18 protein-coding genes are annotated in these 20,825 nt (G+C 49.0%); 7 read left to right on the top strand and 11 right to left on the bottom strand.

Annotated features, from left to right (window positions below; genetic code table 11):
• The first annotated feature begins 7 nt into the window (after window positions 1-7).
• Both ACLPHM_RS02515 and ACLPHM_RS02520 read left to right on the top strand, forming a co-directional pair.
• Window positions 8-1,441 carry a sensor histidine kinase gene (locus ACLPHM_RS02515; protein ID WP_430219697.1) on the top strand — a complete coding sequence of 478 codons (1,434 nt, stop codon included), beginning with the start codon at window positions 8-10 and terminating at the stop codon, window positions 1,439-1,441.
• Window positions 1,442-1,505: 64 nt separating this feature from the next.
• Window positions 1,506-2,426 carry a bestrophin family protein gene (locus ACLPHM_RS02520; protein ID WP_430219698.1) on the top strand — a complete coding sequence of 307 codons (921 nt, stop codon included), beginning with the start codon at window positions 1,506-1,508 and terminating at the stop codon, window positions 2,424-2,426.
• Window positions 2,427-2,500: 74 nt separating this feature from the next.
• Here ACLPHM_RS02520 and ACLPHM_RS02525 read toward each other — a convergent pair whose 3' ends face one another.
• Window positions 2,501-3,508, bottom strand: coding sequence for a helix-turn-helix transcriptional regulator (locus ACLPHM_RS02525; RefSeq protein WP_430219699.1), 1,008 nt, complete (start codon window positions 3,506-3,508; stop codon window positions 2,501-2,503).
• A 200-nt stretch (window positions 3,509-3,708) separates the two neighbouring features.
• Here ACLPHM_RS02525 and ACLPHM_RS02530 point away from each other — a divergent pair, with 200 nt between their 5' ends.
• The 4 genes from ACLPHM_RS02530 to ACLPHM_RS02545 are packed head-to-tail and all read left to right on the top strand — an operon-like array spanning window position 3,709 to window position 10,668.
• Window positions 3,709-4,980, top strand: a complete 1,272-nt coding sequence (locus ACLPHM_RS02530) for an MFS transporter (RefSeq protein ID WP_430219700.1) — start codon at window positions 3,709-3,711, stop codon at window positions 4,978-4,980.
• 9 nt (window positions 4,981-4,989) lie between these two features.
• A complete protein-coding gene (locus ACLPHM_RS02535) occupies window positions 4,990-6,759 on the top strand; it encodes an ABC transporter ATP-binding protein (RefSeq protein ID WP_430219701.1) in 1,770 nt (589 codons plus the stop codon).
• Complete coding sequence (locus tag ACLPHM_RS02540) at window positions 6,756-8,531, top strand: ABC transporter ATP-binding protein (protein WP_430219702.1); 1,776 nt, start codon at window positions 6,756-6,758, stop codon at window positions 8,529-8,531. Before ACLPHM_RS02535 ends, ACLPHM_RS02540 begins: the two co-directional genes overlap by 4 nt.
• A 40-nt stretch (window positions 8,532-8,571) precedes the next feature.
• The gene (locus ACLPHM_RS02545; RefSeq protein WP_430219703.1) at window positions 8,572-10,668 is read left to right on the top strand and encodes a TonB-dependent receptor; all 2,097 of its coding nucleotides are present in this window, start codon (window positions 8,572-8,574) and stop codon (window positions 10,666-10,668) included.
• A 115-nt stretch (window positions 10,669-10,783) separates the two neighbouring features.
• Here the strand turns inward: ACLPHM_RS02545 and ACLPHM_RS02550 are convergent, their stop codons facing one another.
• The 9 genes from ACLPHM_RS02550 to ACLPHM_RS02590 all read right to left on the bottom strand — a co-directional run bounded on the left by ACLPHM_RS02550 (window position 10,784) and on the right by ACLPHM_RS02590 (window position 19,242).
• Entirely contained in the window at window positions 10,784-11,515 is a 732-nt protein-coding gene (locus tag ACLPHM_RS02550) for a YncE family protein (RefSeq protein ID WP_430219704.1), read from the bottom strand.
• Between the two features lie 47 nt (window positions 11,516-11,562).
• Complete coding sequence (locus ACLPHM_RS02555; RefSeq protein ID WP_430219705.1) at window positions 11,563-12,201, bottom strand: glutathione S-transferase family protein; 639 nt, start codon at window positions 12,199-12,201, stop codon at window positions 11,563-11,565.
• Window positions 12,202-12,458: 257 nt separating this feature from the next.
• Window positions 12,459-13,964, bottom strand: coding sequence for a tripartite tricarboxylate transporter permease (locus ACLPHM_RS02560; RefSeq protein WP_430219706.1), 1,506 nt, complete (start codon window positions 13,962-13,964; stop codon window positions 12,459-12,461).
• Window positions 13,964-14,413 (bottom strand): tripartite tricarboxylate transporter TctB family protein, encoded by a 450-nt coding sequence (locus ACLPHM_RS02565; protein ID WP_430219707.1) that lies wholly within the window; start codon window positions 14,411-14,413, stop codon window positions 13,964-13,966. The genes ACLPHM_RS02560 and ACLPHM_RS02565 overlap by 1 nt, the downstream gene beginning before the upstream one ends.
• 85 nt (window positions 14,414-14,498) lie before the next feature.
• Window positions 14,499-15,476: a Bug family tripartite tricarboxylate transporter substrate binding protein gene (locus tag ACLPHM_RS02570; protein WP_430219708.1), complete on the bottom strand. Its 978-nt coding sequence runs from the start codon at window positions 15,474-15,476 to the stop codon at window positions 14,499-14,501.
• 30 nt (window positions 15,477-15,506) lie between these two features.
• Window positions 15,507-16,220, bottom strand: a complete 714-nt coding sequence (locus tag ACLPHM_RS02575; protein ID WP_430219709.1) for an RraA family protein — start codon at window positions 16,218-16,220, stop codon at window positions 15,507-15,509.
• Complete coding sequence (locus ACLPHM_RS02580; protein ID WP_430219710.1) at window positions 16,217-17,191, bottom strand: hydroxyacid dehydrogenase; 975 nt, start codon at window positions 17,189-17,191, stop codon at window positions 16,217-16,219. The genes ACLPHM_RS02575 and ACLPHM_RS02580 overlap by 4 nt, the downstream gene beginning before the upstream one ends.
• A gap of 6 nt (window positions 17,192-17,197) precedes the next feature.
• Entirely contained in the window at window positions 17,198-18,034 is an 837-nt protein-coding gene (locus ACLPHM_RS02585) for a citryl-CoA lyase (RefSeq protein ID WP_430219711.1), read from the bottom strand.
• Window positions 18,035-18,045: 11 nt separating this feature from the next.
• Window positions 18,046-19,242, bottom strand: coding sequence for a CaiB/BaiF CoA transferase family protein (locus tag ACLPHM_RS02590; protein ID WP_430219712.1), 1,197 nt, complete (start codon window positions 19,240-19,242; stop codon window positions 18,046-18,048).
• 165 nt (window positions 19,243-19,407) lie between these two features.
• Here ACLPHM_RS02590 and ACLPHM_RS02595 point away from each other — a divergent pair, with 165 nt between their 5' ends.
• A complete protein-coding gene (locus ACLPHM_RS02595; protein WP_430219713.1) occupies window positions 19,408-20,100 on the top strand; it encodes an IclR family transcriptional regulator in 693 nt (230 codons plus the stop codon).
• A gap of 49 nt (window positions 20,101-20,149) precedes the next feature.
• Here ACLPHM_RS02595 and ACLPHM_RS02600 read toward each other — a convergent pair whose 3' ends face one another.
• On the bottom strand, window positions 20,150-20,791 hold the full coding sequence (locus ACLPHM_RS02600; protein ID WP_430219714.1) for a hypothetical protein: 642 nt from the start codon (window positions 20,789-20,791) through the stop codon (window positions 20,150-20,152).
• Window positions 20,792-20,825: the final 34 nt, after the last annotated feature.

The following is a 20,825-nucleotide window of genomic DNA, read 5'->3' on the forward strand; positions in this document are numbered from 1 at the left end:
GGTGGGTATGTTGCGTGCTAAAGCGAGGAATCTAGCAGCTACGCTATATAGATGCGCGTATTTCTTTTATCCCGAACGGTTGCGCAGCAAGATTACGCTTGTTGCGGTAGTGGGTTTGTTTCTGGCTCAGGCGCTCACCAGCACGATGTGGTCGCAGATGCGACAGCAAGCGCTGGTAGAAACGCCTGCGCGTATTGCGGCAGTGCGTTTCTCGGATTGGTATTTGCATGCAGAGTCGCAGATAAAGTTAGGGCAACCCATTAGCCACGAGTGGTTAAATGGCATTTATGCCGTACAGCGTAGTCAGTCTTTGCCACCCGATTATGAGTCGAATATACACGACGATCTGGTGTCTTTCTTTGGCAATATCATTCAGGAAAGAACAGGTGCTTGCGATGGTTTTAGGCTGATTTCCGCCAACAAAGTACAGAGCACCAAAGCGGATAGTAATGGTTTTTTTGCCATGTTCTCTGAAGGGTTGGACTTGGTGGATGTGTCTTTCGTAGCAGTGTTTAGGCTATCAAATGGGCAACTGTGGCAACTGCAAGTCACGGAAAACCAAGGGTGGAGCTCTATAGGAACGGTAGAGCTGATTTATGACTATTTCCTACGTATCTACTTTTTTAGATTAGTGCTGGTGGTGCTGGCACTAACGCTATGCCTGAACTTCATCTTTAGGCCGTTAAAAAAGCTAGAAAAAAGCGTGCAAGAAATGGATGTGAATAGGCATCAAGAGACCATTCAATTAGGCGGCTCCAAAGAGTTTAAACACTTGGGCGATGCCTTTAATAGCATGGTAGAACGCTTACACAAGCACATAGAAGAACGTTCTTATTTCTTTAGTGCGGTATCACATGATTTGCGTACCCCTATAACGCGTTTGGGTTTGCGGGTGCAGCAGGTGGATGACGTGGTGCTAAGAAAGAACCTTAGCCGCGATATAGAGCAGTTAAATGAATTGGTGAATTCCACGTTAGAGCTGATGCGTTTTCAAACCTCTACCGAGGACTGTGTGGCGGTGGATGTAGGGGCTTTAGTGACAGCAGTGAGTGTGAACAGACAAGACCTAGGTGAGTCTATTGTGCTGGAGGACGTGGAGCCCGCCACGCTCACAGTACAAATTCAACGGTTGCGGCGGTGTGTTGAAAACCTGATTTCTAATGGTTTACGTTATGGCTCCAATGTGCGCGTGCGTGCCTATAAAAGCGCAGAGGAATACATTATTGCTGTGTCGGATGAGGGGGCAGGTATTCCGCTAGACGAACAAGCTAAGGTGCTGCGTCCTTACTATCGCATAGAAACCTCACGCAATCGTCAGACTGGTGGCTATGGGTTGGGCTTGAGCATTTGTGATGAAGTGATGCGTGCGCATGGTGGAAGCATTCAATTCATTTCCGATAGAGGGCGCTTCTGCGTGTGCTTGCATTTACCCTTGCCCTAGAGCGAGCTGGCCTCGTACACTGAATTGTCACTTGTTTTTCTGCTACCTACCTAACTCCTACATTATGATCGTCCGTCCAGCCTCTCGTTCCCCTTGGTTGATGCTATTCACCTTAAAAGGCTCCATTGTTTCTATTGTGTGGCGACGCGTAGTGGCGATGATGCTGTTGGCGACGGTGGTGGTGTTTTTTGAGTATAAGTACGCCATGGATACGGCCGGACTGGGGGCTGTACCACTGATGCTAGTGGGTTTGACACTGGCGATTTTCTTGGGCTTCAGAAACAGCGTGGCGTACGAGCGTTGGTGGGAAGCGCGCACCTTGTGGGGTGAACTGTTGATCGTGACACGTAATCTCACACGCCAAACCTTAAGTTTTACCGACAACGTGCCAGAGGAACAAAAGCGAGCATTAGCCCATAGGTTGGTGGCGTTTTCCCATGCGTTGCGCCATAAATTGCGCGCTAGTAATCCTACTGCTGATTTGAGTCGTTGGTTGGGCGAAGAAAACGCACAGCGTTGCTTGGCAGCTTCTAATCCTCCCAATGTGGTGTTAGGCGAGCTAGGCCATGCCTACGCACAACTACGACGTGAAGGTCAGATGGATAACATCTTGTTTGCGGATGTAGATAAACAGCTAAATAGGCTGTCCTATATAGCAGGGGGCTGCGAGCGCATCACAAGTACGCCTATGCCTTTTGCCTATATTTTGTTGCTGCACCGTACGGTCTATATCTATTGTTTTTTATTGCCATTTTGCTTGGTGGGCAGCTTAGGGTGGATGACGCCTATTATGGTGGGCGTGTTGTCGTATACCTTTTTTGGGCTGGACGCCTTGGGCGAGCAAATTGAAGAGCCTTTTGGCATGCTGCCAAATAATCTTCCTTTGGATTCGTTATGCCGCACTATAGAAATTAGCGTGGCCGAGCTCTTGGGCGATGATGAGATACCAGCACCTATACGTCCATTTGACGGCGTGCTGATGTGATTGCTTAATTCGTTCGCTGATAGCCTCTACGGCACATCGTTAGACTAGAAGTCTGATTGCATGCAATGAGAGAGCTAGGCAGATGGTGTAGTAGTTTTGTTTAGCAGCCATTCTTTAGCCCAACGTTTGGGTGATACACCTATTTGCTGACTGAAGGTCTTGCTGAAGTGGCTGATGTTAGAAAACCCTACACTTTGGGCAGTGTGGGTGACAGAGAACCCATGGGCCAACATGGCTAAGGCTACATCAATGCGTATACGAGTGAGGCTTTCGTGCACAGAGTAGCCAAATAGTGTCTGAAAACCGGCTTGTAAACGTTTTTCGTTTAGCCCTACGGCCTGTGCCAGTGCTGAGACAGTCCACGCTTCGTTATAGGAGTTTTCGAGCAAGGCTTTGGCGCGTACCAATTTAGGTCTATCTGTAGGCAAGGCGCGTAGGGTGCTGATGTTGCCGTTACTGGTGATCTGGCTATGAATGATGGTGGCTAAGGCTTCGGTCGCTTTGGCACACAAAAACATTTTTTTGAGTGGCGCGTTGTCTGTGTAACGGTGTTGGCAATGGACAATTTCAGCGGCTAGTCGGCGCAAGCTGCTGCTAAGGGGCAGGGTGCTCATGCATGCATCTACATGTGGCATGTCACATTTAGTGGAGCGCATTTGTTGCAGCAGATCAGGCATCGCCATGCCAGTTAAGCCTTCCAATGCTTTGGCTGTGATATGCACATTAACCAGTTTGAAGTCTTTTTCAGCTGAAAATACGTCCCAACCGCCGATGGGCTGATTCGATGCCATCAACAATACTTGCTCATCTTTTAGGCGTAAATCGACGCCGTCTTCAATGGCAGCCTCTATGCGGCCTTCCAGCAAAAAACTCATGGACAGCGCTGGTTCGGTTTCAGATTGGAAAACCCAAGTGTCGCTAGGACGGCCATACATACTGCAAATATTGATCCCATCGTTGGGACGTTCTAACAGCATGGTCTGACGCCAGGAGTCTGGCACGCCATCCAGTTTACTTTCCACCATTTTGGCCGGATTGTGCGAGAGCACGCTTGATGGCCTTTCTAAAGATAGCCCATTCATACAAAAAATTCCGTATTTGACAAATTTTGTCCGTAAAACGTGAGCCTTAAAACCCGTGATGGCGCATGCTTACACTCTTATTGTATCGCTAAATGATAGTGATAATGATTGTCAATTATCGATGATACTGATGTGGTGAGACTGCTCAGATCATACGGCGATAACACAGATGGTTTTTCTCTTACAAGGGTTTAGGTCTGATGGCTACCACCACGGCTGATACAACAGCTCGGCTTAGTTTGCGCCAGTTATTGCCTGCGGTGGCAGGTATATACGTCACACAAGCCATCATTACGGTATTGATTACCCAAGGGTTGCCTACGCTGTTGCGCGAACAAGGGGCATCGCTGGAAATTGCCGGTTTGACTGCATTGTTATGGCTACCCTGGGGGGTACGTTTCTTGTGGGCTCCTTACATAGAACGATGGCGTTTACCGTTGGACACGACGGTAAGACATTCTCGGAAAATTGTGCTGTTAGGTCAGTGGATGATGGCATTCATTTTGTTCGCCATCGGTGTGGTGTGTTGGTTTGAGCAATTATCACTAGTCACCCATATAGGGTGGATATTAGGCACGCTACTACTGGCTGCGTTGGTAGCCTCAACGGCCGATATTGCCTGTGATGGTTTTGTGGTGGATCAGTTATCAGAGGGGCGTCGCGGTTGGGGTAACAGCATACAAGTGGGCGGCGCTTATGTGGGTGCGATGTTAGGTTCTGGCGGTTTTTTGCTGTTGGTGCGTTGGTGGGGCTGGGAGCAGGCATTGATGGTCGCAGGTTTGGTGGTGTTGCTGTTGACCGTTCCTATGCTGATGGTGAAAGAGCCAGCGAGACAGCAAAACATGGCTAAAGATCATCATCCCAGCTTGTGGTATGCCTTTCGCCGACCCGAGGTGCGCTTAGGTTTACTGATGCTTTTGCTATCCAGTGTTGGCATACGTTTGACCTTAGGGATGTTCGGGCCATTTTTGCTGGATAAAGGCATGGACCTAGATCAGGTAGGTTTGTTATTTGGTTCGTTGTACATAGGAGCAGGCTTGGGCGGCGCTATTTTGGGTGGGTTTTTTGTACGCTTTGCGCCTGGCTGGCGTGCCGTATGGATTGCCGTAGCACTGAAAGCCTGCATCTTGGCGTTGTTGGCTGCGGCGGCATCTGTTGCGTCCTTGTTTGTGGTGACTTCGTTGATTGTAATGATGTTCGCTGTGATGGGTGTGCTGTGGGTGGCTTTGTATTCCAAACTAATGAGTTTGGCGTCCCCTCTACAAGCTGGGGTGGACTTCACCTTATTCCAAAGTGGTGATGCGTTATTAGCGGGTGTGGCTGGTGTGTTGGGGGGCTGGTTATCACAGCATTTTGGCTATGCCACATGCTTTGGTTTGGCGGCTGTGTTGACGCTGATCGCAACCGTGTTGGTACGTCATCAAGATCAAACCCACCGTAGCACAACCGCGACGGCATCCAGTCAGGGGTAAAGGGGCAACATGTCTACAAAAACAAACAAGAAGCCTGATAGTGCGTGGGCCATCATGGACCCTGTCCGTGGGCAGATACGTGTATCCATGTTCTTGGCCGGCGTCAGCGCAGCAGCAGCGTTAGGCGTAGCCGTGGCGCTGGCATGGGCCGCGCAGTTCTTGTTGCAGGATACGACGCAGTATCCGTGGTGGCCCTTACTGTTGGCGCTGGTCTTGACGGTGGTCGCGCTAGTGTTGCGGCTAGCCGCTTTCAATCAGTCGCACTTCGCGGCGTTTAGGTTGGAAACGGTATTGCGCACGCAGTTGGCTACTCACTTGGCCAGTGTGTCGTTAGGCTATGTACAAAAAATGGGGGCGGGAGCGTTGTCCAAAGTGATGATGGAAGACGTCAAAGCTTTGCATGTGTTTGTGGCGGACTCGTCGCCGTTGTATGCGCGCGCCTATCTTTCCCCTGTGCTCACGTTTGTACTGTTGTGTGTGTTGGATTGGCAATTAGCGCTGGCGGCCACTGCTGTATTAGTCATAGGAGTTGCAACGGTTGCTTTAGCGTGGCGTGGTGGTGACGAGATGATGCGCCAGTATAACGAGGCTACTGAGAATGTCGGGGCTGCGGTGGTGGAGTATGTACAGGCCATGCCTGTAGTACGTACCTTTGACAGCGGTACAGCCACGTTTGGGCGCTATCAGCGTGCCTTGGAAGCGTATAGGGAGGTAGTCACGCGTTGGTATCAACGTGCAGGAACATCTTCAAGGCTTTCACAAATTATTTTAAGCCCGCTCCCTACCTTAGCTACCTTATTGTGGCTGGGAGCGTGGATGTTTAGTCAGTCGTGGCTAGATGCGGCAACGTGGATTGCTGTGCTGCTGGTGGGTACGGGTATGGCGGAGTCTTTATTGCCATTGATGTCGCTAAAACATTTGGTGGGCAAGACGCAGATTAGTATTCAGCGTATCCAGGAAGTCTTGGCCGAACCTGTATTACCGGTGCTGGACGATGCAGACAGAGCTCCCCCTAACGATGCGAGCATAGCTTTTCATAAGGTGAGCTTTGCTTATGCTAAAGATGACGCGTTGGTATTAAGCAATGTGAGTTTTACCGCTCCGCAAGGCAGTGTGACGGCTTTGGTCGGTGCTAGTGGCGCCGGTAAAACCACAGTGGCACGATTAATCTTACGTTTTTGGGATGTGAGCGAAGGCAGTATTCAAATAGGTGGTGTAGATATACGCGCTATGTCGCCGCATACCTTGATGCAGCAAGTGGCGTTTGTGTTCCAAGACACCTTTTTGTTCTCGGGCAGTATCGCTGACAACATCCGCTTAGGGATGCCCGAAGCCAGTATGGATCAGATCATCGCGGCGGCTAAAGCCGCCCAAGCGCACGATTTCATTCTGGGCTTGGCGCAAGGCTATGACACACCTACTGGTGAGCGAGGTGCATTCTTATCAGGAGGGCAACGCCAACGTATTACCATTGCCCGCGCTATTTTGCAGAACAGACCTATTTTGGTGTTGGACGAAGCCACAGCGTTTGCCGACCCGGAAAACGAAGCCGCCTTGATTGCCGCTTTGTCTAATCTGATGCGCGGCAAGACAGTAGTGATGGTGGCGCATCGCTTAAATACGATCCGGCATGCCGATCAAATATTGGTGTTTGAGCAAGGGCAAATTGTGGAGCACGGTCAGCACGATAGCTTGGTAGCGCAGGGCGGCGTGTATGCGCAGTTATGGCAGCATTACGAACAGGCGCAGCACTGGGCATTTACAGGAGTAGCGTCATGAGTACTCACTCTTCTCGCCCCCAAACTGTGACATCGTTACGCGACACGTGGCGGCAGTTAATGAGCAGTGCGCGCAGTCGGGCACCACGTTTACGTGCCAGCCTTATTGGGCTAGCGTTATCCGCCACGGTACAAGGGCTAGCGCTGGCTTGCGTACTGCCTATATTTCAAGGGTTGATTCCCCATAAGCAATGGGCAATGACGTGGCCGTGGTTAGTAGCACTGTCATTGTTGATGCTGTTGAGTATGCTCATACGTTGGTGGGCGATGGGCTTTGATTACCGTGGCGACATGGTGCAAAACACGCATGAATTACGTTCGGCATTAGGGGAGCAATTACGACGTATCCCTTTAGAAAAGCTGCAAGACAAACGTGCAGGTGAAATTAATGCGACCTTATTGGGCGGTGTAGACGAAAACCTCAGCTATTTACTGACTGTCGCCAACATCATGGCGAATGCTTTGATTACACCGCTAGTTGTTGCATTGGTTGTGCTGTGGGTGCAGTGGCAAATAGGTGTGGTATTGCTGTGCGTATTCCCCTTATTGATCCCTTTATACCGCTGGCGACGTCCGGCGTATGGGCGTGGAATGCGCATGTTGGCCGAGGCTAACGAACGCGTCAGTGCCGATATTTTGGAATATACCCAAGGTTTAGCTGTGTTGCGTGCAGCATGTTGCACTGGTGAAAAAGCGCAGCACTTATGTGACAGCTTTGCCTATATAGAGGCGGTGCAAACCATAGGGCAGAAAAAAGGGGCTAAACCCAATTTGATGTTGTCTGCCGTCATGGAAGTTGCCATTGTTGTAGTGGTGTTCATTGGAGCAGGGTTAGTGACACAGGGCAGCCTAGAGAGCGCCATATTTGCTGCATTAATGGTGTTGGTGGTGCGGTTTGGTGAACCCTTAGGTGTGTTTATTCTAAGTACCAAAATGCTGGATATGGTAGAGGCATCACTACACAAAATTACAGCGTTAATGCAGATACAGCCCTTAGCGCAGCAGCCTTCCGCCCAGCCTACGCACTACGACGTACAGTTTGACAATGTGCACTTTAGCTATTCAGGTAGTCATAAGCCGGTGGTAGAGGGTGTATCGGTACAGTTTCCAGCACGTAGTTTAACGGCATTAGTTGGGCCTTCAGGTAGCGGGAAAAGCACGTTAACGCGCTTGTTGATGCGACATGCCGATCCACAAGTAGGCAGTATTGCTATTGGTGGTGTAGATGTGCGTGCAATTGAGCCTGTAAGGCTTAATGCCTTGGTTTCTATTGTGTTCCAAGACGTGTACTTATTTGACGATACGGTGTTAGCCAATATACGTATGGCCAAACCAGAGGCTACGGATGCCGAGGTAGAGGCTGCTGCGCGTGCCGCTCATTGTCACGATTTTATTAGTCGTTTACCACAAGGCTATCTGACCCGTGTGGGTGACATAGGCAGCCGATTATCAGGCGGCGAACGTCAACGCATCAGCATTGCGCGCGCCATATTAAAAGACGCCCCTATTGTGATTTTGGATGAGCCAACTGCAGCCTTAGATACCCAAAGTGAGGTGGCTGTGCAAGCGGCCATTGATGCCTTGGTCAAAGAACGTACCGTGATTGTGATTGCGCATAGGCTATCTACGATCGTTGGGGCTGATCAAATTGTGGTGATCAACGAGGGAAGGGTGGCAGAGCAGGGCACACATGCCTCGCTGCTTGAGCAGAAAGGAGTATATGCCTGTATGTGGCAGGCCAGCGAAAGCATTAAAGAGTGGCATGGCGCATGAGAGCAGACCATCACAGCTTTTATTAAACAGGGTAGTAATCATGAATCCTACGATTCCAGCATTCAAGTTGTGCTGCTTAAGCGTGGCGTTGATGTCCGTGCAAGCAGTTTACGCCGCAGAAAACGAAAAGAACGACAATGATGTACAGTCACTTTCTGCTATTGTGATTTCGGCCTCTAAACAAGGCGAAAAACTAGAGAAATTCAATGGTGCGGCAAGTGTGGTTGAGCGTTATGAGTTAGATGATGCTCAAGTGAACGATACGGTAGATTTAGGCCGTGTGTTTCCAGATTTGCAGATGTCTTACAGTGGCTCGCCTTTATTTCCACAAGTCACTATTCGTGGTGTCACGTCCGCCCAAGATTTTTATAACCCTGCATTAACAGTGTATGTGGATGGCGTGCCCCAGTTGCCGGTGGCTGCATTGCAGTCGTTGGTGGACATAGAGCGCGTAGAGCTACTTAAAGGCCCGCAAGGTACGTTGTACGGTAAAAGTGCTCAAGGTGGGGTCTTAAATATTGTGACCCGCCAGCCTGACAATGATTTTCAAGCGCAGATTAAAACAGGTATTTCTAACCGTCATGGTTACCAAGTACAAGCCAATGTCTCTGGCCCGTTAGTGGAAGACCTGTTGTATGGCTCAGTGTCGCTCTTGAAAAACCAAACACCGTACTGGTTAGAAAGTGAGGTGTTAGGTAACAAGCTTGCGCGTACGCAAGCCGAGGCAGGTGCTTTTAAACTCAGGTTGGCGCCTACGGGGAGCCCTTGGGAGATGGGTATTACAGGTGGCCGAGATTGTGCTAAAGGGGCGCATGATGTGTACACGCCTTACGATGATATTGATGATAGAACCGCTTTTGCATGGTCGGATTTACCCGAGGCCTATCGTGAGGTATACCAGCGTCGCTGCGTTAACTCCTTAACTGGATCAGGGCAATACCTGTGGGATGACTGGCAATTAAATGTCATTTTGAACACACAGCACTTGCGCTTAGAACGCGAATACCCGTTTGCCATGCAGTATTCTTGGCAGCCCGAGCAGTGGCGCCAGGACGTACAGGAATTGCGCCTTTCATCTCGCCCACAAGAGGCGGGTACGTTACACAGTCGTAATTGGGACGGGGTATTTGGCTTATACAGACAAAAAGTGAAGCAAGCACGCCAGTACAAAATTGACATGGTAGTGCCTACCTACATGCCGTATCTGGAAAGCAACTCCAGAAATGAGAGTGAGTCTATAGCGGCCTACGGTAACGTGACATGGCATGTGACCCCCAAACTGGATGTGACAGGCGGCTTACGGTTGTCACGAGACTCAGCGAAAACAGACTTTGGTGGCCACATGGGCGGGGTGCCGGTGCGTGGCGATAAATCCACCCACGAAAATACGTGGCTGACACAGGTGGGGGCAGGCTATCAATTTACTGATGCGTGGCGTGCGTATGTGAATGTGGCGCAAGGCTATAAACCTGCAGGCTATAACTTAGCACCTACTAGCATGGCGGATGCGGAAGGTTTTGGTAGAGAGCGTTCTACTAGCTACGAAATAGGTGCTCGTTATGCCACTGACGATGTACGTTTTAGTGTGGCAGCCTATAGAGTGAACAGCAAAGATACTCAGTTGTATGGCGATAGCCAGATGGGTTACCAAACACTGAAAAACGTTGGTAAAACGCGTTCTACCGGTTTGGAGTTTAATGCCGAGTGGGATGTGTTGCAGTCGTTAACCTTGGCTGCATCTGGCTTTATTAATGATGCAAAATTTGTGAAGTATGTGGCGAATAGTTGCACAGGATGTGAAAATAACCGTGTGCCGTTTACACCTAGCCATGGGCTGACTATTGCGGCGAAAGGCAATGTGCGTCTGGGTAATACCAGCTTGCGCCCACAGATTGCAGTGCGCCGTACAGGCTCACTGTATTTCGATAGTGCTAATACACTCAAGCAAGAAGGCTATACCTTGATTGATACCTCGGTAGCGTGGAATGTGAGCGATAACGTAGAGTTGGCCGCATACATTCATAACCTAACGGATAGAAAATATCGTACGTACGGATTTTCTTATGGGGCACTCGGCAACTTTGCTCAAGTTGCACCAGGCCGAGTTTTCGGTTTGACCGCGACATGGATGTACTAATCGTTGTGTGAAGCATTGTCTGATTTGTCAGCGACTGTCTTTACGTCAAGCATGAACGCGGTAATGCAAAGGCCATACTATTCTCCTAGTATGGCCTTTTCGCTAGTGGTAGTACTTAGAAGGTTATACGTACAACGCTTTCTTTTGTGCTGTCCGGTGTGTCGCCATCGTTTTTGATGGTGACATACACATCGCCCGTAGTGGGGTTAAGTGCCAAGCTATTGGGGTGTGCAGGCAGTGCGATGGTGTGCAACAGCGTGTTGTCAGCGCTGTTATAAACGGTCAGTGTTCCGGCACCACGATTGGTGACATATAAGCGCTGACGCTGTTCATCTACCAACAGGTCCAAGGGTTCTTGGCCCGTAGTAATGCTTTGTTCTACTTGGCCGTTTTCAGGGTTAATGACTACAAGGCGGTTGCCTGCGCCTCGGGGTGTGTAGTCCACTAATTTTCCAGCATTTTTACGCATGGCATCGGTACGCTCATCACCTACGTCTGTGGCGAGTAGTCGGTGGGTGTGCGCATTAAAAGCTAAGGCTGCGCCCCTTGCTACAAAGCCAAAACCGGGGATGGTTTTTTCTACGGCCAATGTGTTGAGGTTAACCACGTACAGCACACTGTCTTGGAACCATAGGCCGGGTGCAAAAATACGCTGGTTCTTTTTGTCTAGTACTAGCTCTCTAGGGTAATGCGTATAGAACTCGCGCTCTGTACCGTCTGGGGCTTTGCGCGTGATCTTCTCCGCTAACTGAACCGTGGTGAGCACTTTATTGTTGGCTGTATCAACCACAGTGATAGAGCTGTCTACGGCATTACCCACATAGAGGCGATTTGCTTCATCGTCCAAGGTGAGAGCAAAGCCTTTGCGTTCTAGTAGGATTTCCCCTTTAACAGCTAGCGTGCAGGCTCAATCTCTCTACGTGCTGCGTCAATCCACTTTTGTAGTGCTGGTAAGGCGAGGATACGTGCTATCCAAGCTTGACAGGGGGTGCTGACGGGTAGTTGGTAGTGATGAATACGGATAGCCACTGGTGCGAAAAACGCATCCACGGTAGTGAAGCGATTACCAGCCAAAAAAGGCCCAGCAAAGCTTTGTAAACCGTTTTCCCATAGTTCTACAATGCGTGCCAGATCTTTGGACAGTTCAGCATCAATAACTGCTAACGGGGCTTGAGGGCTACAGTTCATGGGGCATTGCGTACGTAGCGCTTGAAATCCGGAGTGCATTTCTGCGGTAGCACTACGTGCCCAGACACGTGCGGATTTGTTTTGTGGCCAAGCAGCGGGGTAAGCCTCAGCAATGTGCTCACAAATAGCGAGAGAATCCCATATGAGTAATTCACCATCTTTCAGGCAAGGGACTAAGCCTGTGGGCGAAAACCGTCTGAACTTTTCGTAGCTATGCCCATTACCGCCATAGCTGCTAAAGGTTTCTACCACTTCGTGGAATGGCACACCTAATATTTTTAGTAATAACCATGGTCGTAGTGACCAGGATGATAAGTTTTTATTCGCAATGTGTAGAGTGAGCATTGTGGACGTTAGTGAAAAAATATAGGAAGTTTCGAGAAATAGTGAAGCGTAAAAAATATAGAGTTCGCTCTAATATGGAAACTAGTTATTGTCTCGATTTTTTGATGCTTAACGAATGAGTAGTTTGTGTCAGAGAGTAATTTAGGCTTCACTGAATAAAAAATGGCTCACTAAAATGAGCCATTTTTATAGAGAAATTACAGTAGGGCCAGTGATTTTTGTTGGGTGGTAATAAGACAGTGAGCCAAGGGTTGACGCTATGCAGTAGATGCGGCTTTTCTATGTTCTTTAATACTGGACCAGAAGCCTAGGAGTGCTATTACAGCGGTGATAAGCAAAATTGTTAGGCTAATAGGGCGGTCAATAAAGGTAGAGAAATGACCATCTGATAGCAGCATGGAACGACGGAAATGCTGTTCAATTAGTGGTCCAAGTACAAAGCCTAAGATTAGCGGTGCCATAGGGTATTGAAAACAACGTAACACATAGCCGATGATGCCAAAGCCCGCGACAAATAGAATGTCTACCACGCTGTAGTTAACACTGTATGTACCTATAGCGATAAACATAAGCACTGCGGGGAACAAGAAATGGTAAGGGATAGTGAGTACACGTACCCATACGCCAATCAGTGGCACGTTAAGTATCACTAACAGAATATTCCCTATCCAGAAACTCATGATTAAGCCCCAGAATAAATCGGGTTGTTCAGTCATAAGCTGTGGGCCCGGTGCTATGCCGTGTATCATCAGTGCGCCTAGCATCAGCGCCATAGTAGGGCTACCCGGAATACCTAAGGAAAGGGTTGGGATAAATGAGGTTTGATCCGCTGCACTATTTGCTGTTTCGGGTGCCATGATGCCTTCAATTGCACCGTTACCAAAACGTTCGGGTGTCTTGGAGCAGCGTTTCTCGATGGCGTAGGACACAAAGGCTGCGAGAGATGGGCCTGTCCCGGGTAACGTACCGAAAAAAGAACCAATGGTGGAGCCACGGAACATTGCACCCCACGAGCGTTTCATATCATCCTTAGTGGGTTTCATTGCACCGAAGCTAAGAGTTTTCTTGTCTACATCTTTGGCATTGACCTTCCCGACGCTAGCCACTACTTCGGCGATACCAAATACACCCATAGCCAAAGCAATTAAGCTGATACCATCACCTAGATCCAACAGGCCAAACACAAAGCGGGGCGTACCCGTATAGATATCTGTACCTACCATGCCAACGGTAATACCAAGTACTACCATTAGTAGCCCTTTAACAAATGACCCGTTAGATACACTGCTGGCGGCTACTAAACCAAGTAACATCAAAGAAAAGTACTCTGGTGCAGAAAATGAAATGGCGTAGGAAGCAATGATGGGGGAAAACATCATTAGCAATAAAATACCCACCGAACCACCCACAAGTGAGGCCACCGTGGTCATGAGCAAGGCTACGCCACCTCGACCTTGTTTGGTCATCGGGTAGCCGTCAAGGCATGTAATAGCATTGGTGGGTGAGCCAGGTACGTTCAGTAAGACCGATGCTGTACTGCCGCCATAGGTGGTTCCATACCAGATACCTGCGAGCATAATCAGTGCTGCAGTGGGTTCCATATGAAAGGTGATAGGAAATAGCATGGAAATGGCTGCTAGCACCCCAACACCCGGAATTACACCTAGGAATGTGCCAATAAGCACGCCAAGAAAGCAATACAACAAGTTATCGAAGGTCAGGGCGACGCTTAAGCCTAGAATGGCATTGGAAAATAAATCCATTAGAACACCCCGTTTATGAGGCTAAAGTTCATGCTTAGCATGAGCTTGAAAACAATATAAGCAATACCGAATAAAGCCAAAGCAAGTACTAGCTTGCTCAGCCAGGTGCCACGGTTTTCAGACATAGAGGATAAAAAGACCAGCGCAACAATGGCTGGTAAGGCTCCAAGACTCTCAATCAATACGGCAAATGCAATAATAGAAAGCGTCACAAAAAAAGCGGGTCGTAGACTGAACTCACGTTTTTGAGCTTTAACGCCTAAGCTGGCAAGCATGACTAACAGGCCTAGGATGGACATGGTGGCCCCTAAGATGGCTGGAAAAAAACCAGGCCCCATGTTGGTTAGTTCTCCCATGTCATAATGGCTGCGTGCATAGAAGAAGGTCGCTAACCCTAGTAAAACAAACAGGCCTCCTAAGGTCATGTCCGCATAGTCATTTTTCTTCATTATGTAGTGTCTCCAGTGCCTGATGATGTCAACGAATCAGGTAGGTAGACAGCGAAGCTGGTTAAGGACTTCGCTGTGCATGTGGTTATTTTTTAGTGATATTTGCCTCTTGCAGAACACGTTGCCAACGAGGATATTCTTCATTCAGCATTTCAGCGAAGGCCTCAGGGCTATTGCCTACTACAGTACTGCCCTCGCGCTCAAAGGCTTCGATAAGTTCAGGGTCTTGTAAGGCGCTTCGTACGGCCTCGTTGAGCATGGCAATAGTGTCGGTGTCCATGTTGGAGGGGCCAATGACAGCTTTCCATTCATTTACGTCAAAGTTTTCGTAGCCGAGTTCTGCAATGGTGGGTACATCGGGTAACGCATGGCTACGCTCTTTCGATGTCACAGCTAGGGGGCGAACTGAGCCTGCGCGTATATGTGAAAGAGCGCTAGGCAAGCTGGTGGCCACAAAACCCAGGTGACCACCCATAGCTTCAGTAATGGCTTGTGTCGCACCAGGGTAAGGAATATGGCGGATTTTGGCCCCACTTAACTGGCCTAAGTACTCCATAGCCAAGTGACTAACCGTACCAATTCCGGGGGTGCCCATCGTGACGCTCTTGCCAGACTGTGCGTCTTGAATCAAATCAGTAAACTGCGTGTAGGGTGAGTTTTCTGCCACCACAATCACTACGGGTTGAGAAGCGACTACCGAAATTAAACTGAAGTCTTTTAGCGTGTCATAGCTAATGTCTTTGTTCATGTTGGGGTTGATGGTCATGTTAGACGTTTGACCCATTGCTAGCGCATGCCCATCAGATTTTTGACGCAGCAGGTAAGCCAAGCCAATACTACCGGCAGCTCCTGGTTTGTTTTCTACAATGAAATTCCAACCGCTGGATTTGGCAAGTTTATCTGTGAGTAAACGGGCAGAGATGTCTGTGCCACCACCAGGTGGGTAAGGCACAATGAAACTAATGGCTCGGCTTGGGTATGTATCTGCTAATACAAGGCTAGGGGTAGCCATAGACAATAAACTAGTACCCGCCAATAGTGCTGCAGCAAATTTATTTTTCATGATTTCCTCCGATTCTCTATTTTTGTGGCATTACAAAGGGCAGTTTTTCTTGCGTAGTAGGGTGAGAAAACGATCTACGTCTGGCGTGCCGGCCATGTTTTGAGTTCGTACTTTTTCTTCATGACGCCCTAACTCTTGGCAGCGTGTAAGCAGAGCTTGGGCATCACTAGCTGGGACGCAAACTACGCCATCAGCATCGGCGACAATCAAATCACCAGGGTTTACAACCATGCCCGCGCAGGCAATAGGTGTGTTGAGCTCACCTGGGCCTTCTTTTTTAGGGCCCTTATGTGTATGTCCTTTGGCATAGATAGGCATGTCTCCTTCTGCCCATTCCTCTATGTCGCGAATTGCTCCATCAATAACAAAGCCGCCAATTTTTTTGGCAATCGCCGTGGTACGCATCAAGCCACCAATCACGGCAGTAGACAAATCTTCGCTAGCATCAACAACAATAATGTCACCGGGTTGGGCGCTAAGAATAGCAGCATGGATCATCAGGTTATCGCCGGGGCGTGTTTTAACCGTAACAGCGTTACCGCATAAGCCTCCGCGCTGGATGGCGCCGTGATAATCGTGTAGGCCATTGCTACCGTGAAAGCGTCCCAAACTATCACTAATATGTGCTGTAGGTACGCTTTGGTACGCTTCTAGCAGCTCAGCTGACAGTGTTTGCACACGAGGCTTCATTACAAAACCTGCTGGCCATTCGGCATTTTGTGCTTGTATTAAGTAGTTGTTCATGTTGTTGTGGCTCCTTGTCTGTATTGGGGGTTTACTAGTGTGGCCTCATCGATGGTTTTGTTTTTGAGGTAATCCAGTAAGTTCTGCGCGGCCATCATGGCGGTACGTTCTAATGACTGATCTGTGCTGCCGCCTAAGTGTGGGCTGAGCACAATACGATCCAGTGCAAAGAAAGGGTGATTGCTGGCAGGCGGTTCTGTGGCTAAGGTGTCTAAACCAGCAGCGTAAAGCTGACCACTGGTTATGGCTTTTGCAAGCGCGGCTTCATCAATTAATTGGCCTCTAGCAGTATTAATTAAGATGCTGCCAGGCTTCATGCGCGCGAAAGTGCTGCTTGTGAACAGGGGGTGGCCGTTCTCTTGAGCAGGACAATGCAGGGACACCACATCAGACTGAGCAAGCAGTTCGTCTAATGTGGCAGTTAACGTGTAAGGAGAGTCTGTAATAAAGGGGTCGTATGCCAGCACGCGCATTCCTAGTGCGTTGGCTAGTAGGGCTACGTGTTGAGCAATACGTCCTAAGCCGACTAGCCCTAGAGTTTTACCGTACAGTTCTTTACCTTGGCCTGCACGAGGCCATAAGCCTTGTCGAACAGCTGCATGGCTTTGCGGGATCTGACGTGCGCAGGCTAACAACAAGCCAAGGCATAGCTCAGCAACACCTTGAGCATTTGTACCTGGGGTGACTAATACGGGAATACCACGCTCACTGGCGGCAGAAATGTCTACGTTGTCGTAGCCTATTCCGTGCCTAGCAATCACTTTTAAACTCGGGCAATGCGTAATGAGGTCGTGGGTGATTTTGTATGTTCTAGACAAAATGGCGTCTATGGATTGTGTACGGGCAAGCTGCTCTACCTCAGCTTGTTTATCCTCAGAATGCAAAAATAACAGTTTGCAGCCGGCTTGTTGAAGATAATCAATAGCGGCTTGGCTGATGGTTGCAGCAGTAATCAGTACTGTAGGTGTCATTGCTTTTTATACTTCGTGCGTATTCAGGTTTCGTTCCGGCGTGCCGGTGTATGACCATAGCCATCCTTTGGGCATAGGACCTTTATTACGTGTGTTGGATTGGTTTTGCTCCCATGCGTGCGTCAATATCCCAACGGATCGTGACAATACGAACAGGCCTCTACACAAGGCAGCAGGAAAACCCAATGCACCGTAAATAGCGGCAGTCGCTCCATCTATATTCATAGGCACTGGACGAGACTTTAGCTTGGCGATGTGCTGTTCTACTCCTAGGGCAATTTCTCTATAGTTGCCTGTGGTAGCTTGTGCTTGCTCCGCTTTTTCTAGTAGTTGCATCAATGGACGGCTTCTAGGGTCAACAGGGTGGAAGCGGTGTCCAAAACCCGGCACGTACTTTTTGCCTGAGGCGAAGAAGGCTTGCAATTCGTTCTGTATGGCGCTGTCTAGGTCTAGCCCGCTTTCTATGGCTTGTTGTATGCGTTGGAAAAATTCTAAGCATTGTTCTCCTGCACCACCATGCACATCACCCAGCACATTGGCGGCGGATGCCATGGCGTTGTTAATGCCTACACCGCAACTCATCGCCATACGAGCAATAGCGATACTAGGGGCTTGAGGGCCGTGATCTACGCCTGCCATCAGTGCTGCATTAAACAAAGCCTCTTGTTCAGGGTTGGGAACATCGCCTTTCAGCATGAGCCAAATCATGGACGTGAAACTTAGTTGGCCAATCAAGTCTTGAATGGGGTAACCGTGAAACTGAATTACGCCAGGGCTCATCTTGATGATGTCGGTGGCCCACCATTGGGCAGCTTGTGCTTTAGGGTCAATTGTGGAGGTCATGTGCTGATTCCTTAAATGATGGAGTCCTGTGCGAGTTGTTCAATCGCGTCCGAGCTATAGCCCAGCTCACCCAGTAGGGCGTGAGTATGTTCACCTAGCAGTGGAGGGTAGCAATCGGGGGCTGGATCGCCTGAATGCAAACGGAATCCAGCACGCACAACCTTGATTTTTTTACCTTCTTGATTTTTCAAGGTTTTGATGAATTCACGTTCTTGCATTTGCGGATGCGCCAATGCGGTAGGGATGTCTTGCACGACTCCTGCTGGTACATCGTGTTGGTTTAGCAGTTCAGCCCAGTATTCTGCTGTTTGTGTACTTAAAGCGGCCTCCAGCTCTTCATTCAACAACAAGCGATTTTGTTTACGGGTTTCACGTGCTTTAAAGCGGGGGTCAGTAAGCCAGTCTTCGCGACCTACCAGTTGTGCTAAACGTTCAAATTGCGCTTGTTGGTTGGCGGCGATATTGAGCAAGCTGGTTTGTGTACGGAAGGCACCAGAGGGTACGGCTGTCATGTTTTGGTTACCAAGCCGTGTGGGCTGTACACCAGAAATCAGCCAATTAGATACCACCCAACCCATAGTACCTAGCGTAGATTCCAGCATAGACACATCGATGAAATCGCCACGTCCAGTACTACTGCGTTTCACTAAAGCCGAGCTAATGGCAAAAGCTGCATTCAGCCCGCCTATGGTGTCACACACAGGGTAACCCACGCGGAGTGGACCAGTTTCTTGATCACCTGTAACGCTCATGACTCCCGACAGACCTTGCACAATCTGGTCATAGGCTTGTAGCGGAGCCATAGGGCCATCCTGGCCAAAACCAGAGATGGAGCAGTACACAAGTTTTGGGTTGACCTCACTTAAGGCTGCATACGATAGTCCAAGCCGATCCATCACGCCTGCACGGAAGTTTTCTACTAATACATCTGCGCTAGCCACAAGCTTTAAAAAGATTTCTTTGCCCTGCGGGTGTTTAAGATCAAGCGTTAGCGATTGCTTACCTGCATTTTGAGCCAGAAAGGATGTGCCCATTTGTTGTTGATTCAATGTGGCATCTGCACCGAGCTGACGTGCAAGGTCCCCCACTTTTGGGCGTTCTACTTTGATTACTTCGGCACCAAGCTGCGCAAGCAAATAACAAGCGTATGGTCCAGCTAGTACATTGGTTAAGTCTAAAACGCGTATCCCTGATAAAACTTCTGACACCTCAAGGGCTCCCTATAAATATTTCGTTCCGCAGAATAGAACATACGTTCTGTTTGACGTAATGAGAAAGTAGTTTACAATTCGCTTCATCGTCAACATAATTTGGTAGAGAAAAACCCTTAGTTCATTTTTCTCCCCAGTCTTTTATGAGTGTGTAAGCAGTCCATGACGCAAAAAAACAATCGGGTTGAATCGGTGGAAAGGGCGTTGTCTATCTTGAATGCTTTTAAGGAAGGCAATGCGGAACTAAGCTTGGCCGAGCTAGCAACTAAAACAGACCTGTACAAAAGTACGATCCTGCGTTTAATAGGATCGTTAGAACTCTTTGGCTATATACAGAAGACTGCAGGCGGTACTTATAGACTGGGGCCCGCTTTGTTTCAGCTAGGTGTGTTGTACAAGCAGGCCTTTGATATCGAGGCTTTCGTCAGGCCGATCTTGGCTGAGTTGGTAGAACACACTGGTGAGACAGCGGCCTACTACATACGGCAAGGCGAACGTAGACAGTGTTTGTATAGGCAGAACTCGCCACGCTCTGCGAGGCACCATCTGGAAGAGGGGATTTTGCTGCCCTTAGACGTGGGGGCGACAGGGCGAATATTATTGGCGTATGAGCCAGGTGCCGAACACGATGCTGAGATTAAAAAACAAGGTTTTTATGTCTCTTTAGGCGAGCGTGATCCTGATGTGGCGGCGGTGGCTGTGCCTGTGTTAAGCCAGACTGGTAAGATTTATGGCTCATTAATGGTGTCAGGTTTACGCTCGCGGTATAACGAGGCAGAACGTCAGCAAGCTTTAGAAGCTCTTTTGGTTCAGGCTAAAAAAATAAGTGCGAAATTTGATAGTCTAGGTATTTAAAAAGCCGCTACGTTAAGCGGCTCTCTAATGTTAGAACTGTGTAAATGGCTTAGGGGAGGCGTTTCCCTTGATGCACTTCTAGCTGTTGTGCGCGTTCGCGTTCCGCTAATACTTGGTTGTCTGGGTTGCTAGCGTACTCTAACCATTCAATGATGATGGGATCGTCATCAATAGCCCGTGCTTCGCGGGCGAGTTGCAAGGCTTTAGTAACATTGATAGGCATGCAAATACCACTGAAATAGTGCTGCGATAGCAGGACTTTAGGATGGGGTAATTGCATGTCACTGCCGAGTTTGAGCCAGTTCTGCCCAGTTTTCACCACGCTACAGGTGGTGTAGTGATGGCCTATCTCATAGTACAACCTGCCCAAGGCCATAATAGAGCCCTCATCCCCCTGTTCTGCGGCTTTGGCGACGGCTACCAATTGTTCGACGCTGATAGGGGCATCAGGGTAAAAGCTTTGCATAGCGGTTAAGTAGCGTATGTCAGGGTTGCCGCCGGTGGTGTCTTGGCTCAATACCAATTCGCCTGTAGGGCCGTTATAGTTCACGCCGCATGACGCTGGATAGGGGCCTTGGGGTTTTAAGCATTCGGCTTGTTCGGCATAGTAGTCCGACATAGAGCAGCCGGTTAAACCAGAGAAGGCTAAGGCAATGCACAGTGTGGCTTTTGAGAATAGAGAACGGGACACGTAGAAGCTGCAATAAAAAGAAGGTCAGAGACAG

It is taken from the genome of Paenalcaligenes sp. Me131 (assembly GCF_050487225.1).
Classification (GTDB): domain Bacteria; phylum Pseudomonadota; class Gammaproteobacteria; order Burkholderiales; family Burkholderiaceae_B; genus Paenalcaligenes.

What these genes read in the sequence shown, in the direction of transcription:
- ACLPHM_RS02525 (WP_430219699.1), bottom strand. Translation starts at nt 3,508, where the DNA reads ATGAATGGGCTATCTTTAGAAAGGCCATCAAGCGTGCTCTCGCACAAT.
- ACLPHM_RS02560 (WP_430219706.1), bottom strand. Translation starts at nt 13,964, where the DNA reads ATGGATTTATTTTCCAATGCCATTCTAGGCTTAAGCGTCGCCCTGACC.
- ACLPHM_RS02595 (WP_430219713.1), top strand. Translation starts at nt 19,408, where the DNA reads ATGACGCAAAAAAACAATCGGGTTGAATCGGTGGAAAGGGCGTTGTCT.
- ACLPHM_RS02575 (WP_430219709.1), bottom strand. Translation starts at nt 16,220, where the DNA reads ATGAACAACTACTTAATACAAGCACAAAATGCCGAATGGCCAGCAGGT.
- ACLPHM_RS02540 (WP_430219702.1), top strand. Translation starts at nt 6,756, where the DNA reads ATGAGTACTCACTCTTCTCGCCCCCAAACTGTGACATCGTTACGCGAC.
- ACLPHM_RS02515 (WP_430219697.1), top strand. Translation starts at nt 8, where the DNA reads ATGTTGCGTGCTAAAGCGAGGAATCTAGCAGCTACGCTATATAGATGC.
- ACLPHM_RS02545 (WP_430219703.1), top strand. Translation starts at nt 8,572, where the DNA reads ATGAATCCTACGATTCCAGCATTCAAGTTGTGCTGCTTAAGCGTGGCG.
- ACLPHM_RS02570 (WP_430219708.1), bottom strand. Translation starts at nt 15,476, where the DNA reads ATGAAAAATAAATTTGCTGCAGCACTATTGGCGGGTACTAGTTTATTG.
- ACLPHM_RS02555 (WP_430219705.1), bottom strand. Translation starts at nt 12,201, where the DNA reads ATGCTCACTCTACACATTGCGAATAAAAACTTATCATCCTGGTCACTA.
- ACLPHM_RS02585 (WP_430219711.1), bottom strand. Translation starts at nt 18,034, where the DNA reads ATGACCTCCACAATTGACCCTAAAGCACAAGCTGCCCAATGGTGGGCC.
- ACLPHM_RS02565 (WP_430219707.1), bottom strand. Translation starts at nt 14,413, where the DNA reads ATGAAGAAAAATGACTATGCGGACATGACCTTAGGAGGCCTGTTTGTT.
- ACLPHM_RS02580 (WP_430219710.1), bottom strand. Translation starts at nt 17,191, where the DNA reads ATGACACCTACAGTACTGATTACTGCTGCAACCATCAGCCAAGCCGCT.
- ACLPHM_RS02530 (WP_430219700.1), top strand. Translation starts at nt 3,709, where the DNA reads ATGGCTACCACCACGGCTGATACAACAGCTCGGCTTAGTTTGCGCCAG.
- ACLPHM_RS02535 (WP_430219701.1), top strand. Translation starts at nt 4,990, where the DNA reads ATGTCTACAAAAACAAACAAGAAGCCTGATAGTGCGTGGGCCATCATG.
- ACLPHM_RS02520 (WP_430219698.1), top strand. Translation starts at nt 1,506, where the DNA reads ATGATCGTCCGTCCAGCCTCTCGTTCCCCTTGGTTGATGCTATTCACC.